A 3,530-nucleotide genomic window follows, 5' to 3' on the forward strand; every position below is an offset into this window, starting at 1 on the left:
CCGCGCCGCAAGCGCCGGCGCCCGCCGCCGCGGAGCCCGCGCAACCGGCGCAACCGGCGCAATCGACGCAATCGGCAGCGCACGCGGAACCCGCCGCATCGGCCGCCGCGCACCACGACGACAAGCGTGCGCGTCCGGCCGCCGCGGCCGCAGCGGGCGCCGAAGGCAGCTCGATCCGCGTGGGCGTCGAGAAGGTCGACCAGCTGATCAACCTCGTCGGCGAGCTCGTGATCACGCAGGCGATGCTCGCCGAAACGGCCAGCGCGTTCGATCCGGCGCTGCACGACCGCCTGTTCAACGGGATGGCGCAGCTCGAGCGCAATGCGCGCGATCTGCAGGAAGCGGTGATGTCGATCCGGATGATGCCGATGGACTACGTGTTCAGCCGCTTCCCGCGGCTCGTGCGCGACCTCGCCGGCAAGCTCGGCAAGCAGGTCGAGCTCGTCACGTTCGGCCAGGCGACCGAGCTCGACAAGAGCCTGATCGAGCGGATCATCGATCCGCTCACGCACCTCGTGCGCAACAGCCTCGACCACGGGATCGAGACGGTCGACAAGCGCGTGGCCGCCGGCAAGGACGCGGTCGGCCAGCTCGTGCTGTCGGCCGCGCATCACGGCGGCAACATCGTGATCGAGGTCAGCGACGACGGCGCGGGCCTGAACCGCGAACGGATCCTCGCGAAGGCCGCGAAGCAGGGCATGCAGGTGTCCGACAACATCTCCGACGACGAAGTGTGGCAACTGATCTTCGCGCCGGGCTTCTCGACCGCCGAGACGGTGACCGACGTGTCGGGCCGCGGCGTCGGGATGGATGTCGTGAAGCGCAACATCCAGTCGATGGGCGGCCACGTCGAGATCACGTCGCAGGCCGGCCGCGGCACGACCACGCGGATCGTGCTGCCCCTCACGCTGGCGATCCTCGACGGGATGTCGGTGAAGGTCGGCAACGAGATCTTCATCCTGCCGCTGAACTTCGTGATGGAGTCGCTGCAGCCGTCGATCGACGACATCTACACGGTCGGCAACGGCGAGCGCGTGGTGCGCGTGCGCGGCGAATACCTGCCGCTCGTCGCGCTGCACGAGGTGTTCTCGGTCGACGACGCGCGCACCGACCCGACCCAGGGGATCGTCACGATCATGGAAACCGAGGGGCGCCGCTTCGCGATGCTGATCGACGAACTGGTCGGCCAGCAGCAGGTGGTCGTGAAGAACCTCGAAACCAACTACCGCAAGGTGCACGGCATCTCGGCGGCGACCATCCTCGGCGACGGCAGCGTCGCGCTGATCGTCGACGTCGCGGCACTGAACCGCGAAACCCGTGCGACGCACGGCGCCCGAGCCGGCGCCGAGCTCGCGATCTTCTGACTCTCGCCATTCAACCCACTGGGGGCAAACGTGTCTGCTGAAGTCCAAATGATCAATCCGGCCGCGGCGAACGCGGCCAGCAGCCGCCGCGACGCCGCGCACGGCGATGCGACGGGCCAGGAATTCCTCGTGTTCACGCTCGGCGACGAGGAATACGGGATCGACATCCTGAAGGTGCAGGAAATCCGCGGCTACGAGAGCGTCACGCGCATCGCGAACGCGCCGGACTTCATCAAGGGCGTGATCAACCTGCGCGGCATCATCGTGCCGATCGTCGACATGCGGATCAAGTTCCATCTGGGCCGCGTCGAATACGACCATCAGACCGTCGTGATCATCCTGAACGTCGCGCATCGGGTGGTCGGGATGGTGGTGGACGGCGTGTCGGACGTGCTCACGCTGCAGACCGACCAGATCATGCCGGCACCGGAATTCGGCGCGACGCTGACGACCGAGTACCTGACGGGCCTCGGCACGGTCGACGGCCGGATGCTGATCCTGATGGACATCGAGAAGCTGATGTCGAGCCGGGAAATGGCGCTGATCGAGTCGCTCGGCGCATAAGTGCGCCGAACGCGCAGGAACTTCGGGAGAATCTGCAATGTTGCATAACTGGTCGATCCGCACGACGCTCACGGCGGTCGGACTCATCCTCGTGTGCCTGGCTGCCGCGGTCGGCGGGCTCGGCCTCTACGCGCTCAATCACGCGAGCCGCTCGCTCGACGAGATCGCACACGTCGATCTGCCGGCGATCCACGCGCTCGACGACACGTCGTCGTACCTGCTGCGCGCACGCGTGTCGCTCGACCGCTTCCGTTCGCTGACCGAGGCCGGCAACACGGCCGAGGCCGCGAAGGTGCTCGACCGCGCGCAGGTGCTCTACACGAAGTCGAACGAGACCTGGCAGACGTTCCAGTCGACGCCGAAGCTCGGCGTCGACCAAGCGCTCGTCGACGAGCTTGCCACGCGCTACGCGGCGATCGTGAAGGAAGGCGTCGAGCCGGAATTCGCGGCCGCGCGCGCGGGCGACATGACCGCGTACCACGCGGTCGCCGACACGAAGATCAGCCCGATGTTCGTCGCGTACGACCAGGCCGCGTCGGCCGTGGTCGCGTCGCTGCAAAAGCGCGCGGACGAGCGCCAGGCCGCGACGCAGTCGCAGATTTCACTGATGATCGGCCTGATCGCGGCCGGCATCGCGATCGCGTTCGTCGTCGTGATCGCGATCCGCTTCGCGCTGCGCGGGCTGATCGTGAAGCCGCTCGAGGATGCGATCGCGCACTTCGAGCGCATCGCGGGCGGCGACCTCACGCAGCCGGTCAACGTGTTCAGCAGGAACGAGATCGGCCGCCTGTTCGGCGGGATCAAGCGGATGCAGGACGCCGTGACGGCGATGGTGCAGGCCATGCATCGCGGCACCGAGTCGATCGACGTCGGCGCGCACGAGATCGCGTCCGGCAACACCGATCTGTCGCAACGCACCGAGGAACAAGCCGCATCGCTGCAGGAGACCGCATCGAGCATGGAGCAGCTGACCGGCACCGTGCGGCAGAACGCGGAGAACGCGCGGCAGGCGAGCCAACTGGCGGTGAACGCGTCCGACATCGCGACGCAGGGCGGCGAGGTGGTCGGTCAGGTCGTGGCGACGATGCAGGACATCGCGGCAAGCTCTGGCAAGGTCGTCGACATCATCGGCACGATAGAGGGCATCGCGTTCCAGACCAACATCCTCGCGCTGAACGCGGCGGTCGAAGCCGCGCGTGCGGGCGAGCAGGGCCGCGGCTTCGCGGTGGTCGCGGGCGAAGTGCGCTCGCTCGCGCAGCGCAGCGCGAGTGCCGCGAAGGAAATCAAGCAACTGATCGGCGATTCGGCAGAGAAGGTCGAGAGCGGTTCGGCGCTCGTCGCGCGTGCCGGCTCGACGATGGACGAGATCGTCCAGGCCGTGCGCCGCGTCACCGACATCATGGGCGAGATCAGCGCCGCGTCGGACGAGCAGTCGACCGGCATCGAGCAGGTCAATCGCGCGGTCGGCCAGATGGATTCGGTCACGCAGCAGAACGCGGCGCTCGTCGAGCAGGCCGCGGCGGCCGCCGCGTCGCTCGAGGAGCAGACGCGCCAGATGAAGGCGATCGTGTCGAGCTGGCACGTCGCGGGCGGCATCGCGCC

3 protein-coding genes are annotated in these 3,530 nt (G+C 67.9%); all 3 read left to right on the forward strand.

Features of this window, described 5'->3' with window-relative positions; all coding sequences use genetic code 11:
• A partial coding sequence (locus tag O1Q03_RS39775; RefSeq protein WP_269511597.1) for a chemotaxis protein CheW occupies positions 1 to 1,364 on the forward strand: 1,364 nt, incomplete at its 5' end.
• Between the two features lie 48 nt (positions 1,365 to 1,412).
• Positions 1,413 to 1,928, forward strand: a complete 516-nt coding sequence (gene cheW / locus O1Q03_RS39780) for a chemotaxis protein CheW (protein WP_269511600.1) — start codon at positions 1,413 to 1,415, stop codon at positions 1,926 to 1,928.
• Positions 1,929 to 1,965: 37 nt separating this feature from the next.
• Positions 1,966 to 3,530, forward strand: a 1,565-nt coding sequence (locus O1Q03_RS39785; protein ID WP_269511603.1) for a methyl-accepting chemotaxis protein, incomplete at its 3' end; no start/stop codon positions are given.

The organism is Burkholderia sp. IMCC1007, assembly GCF_027257875.1.
In the GTDB taxonomy this organism is placed as follows: domain Bacteria; phylum Pseudomonadota; class Gammaproteobacteria; order Burkholderiales; family Burkholderiaceae; genus Burkholderia.

What these genes read in the sequence shown, in the direction of transcription:
- cheW (WP_269511600.1), top strand. Translation starts at nt 1,413, where the DNA reads ATGATCAATCCGGCCGCGGCGAACGCGGCCAGCAGCCGCCGCGACGCC.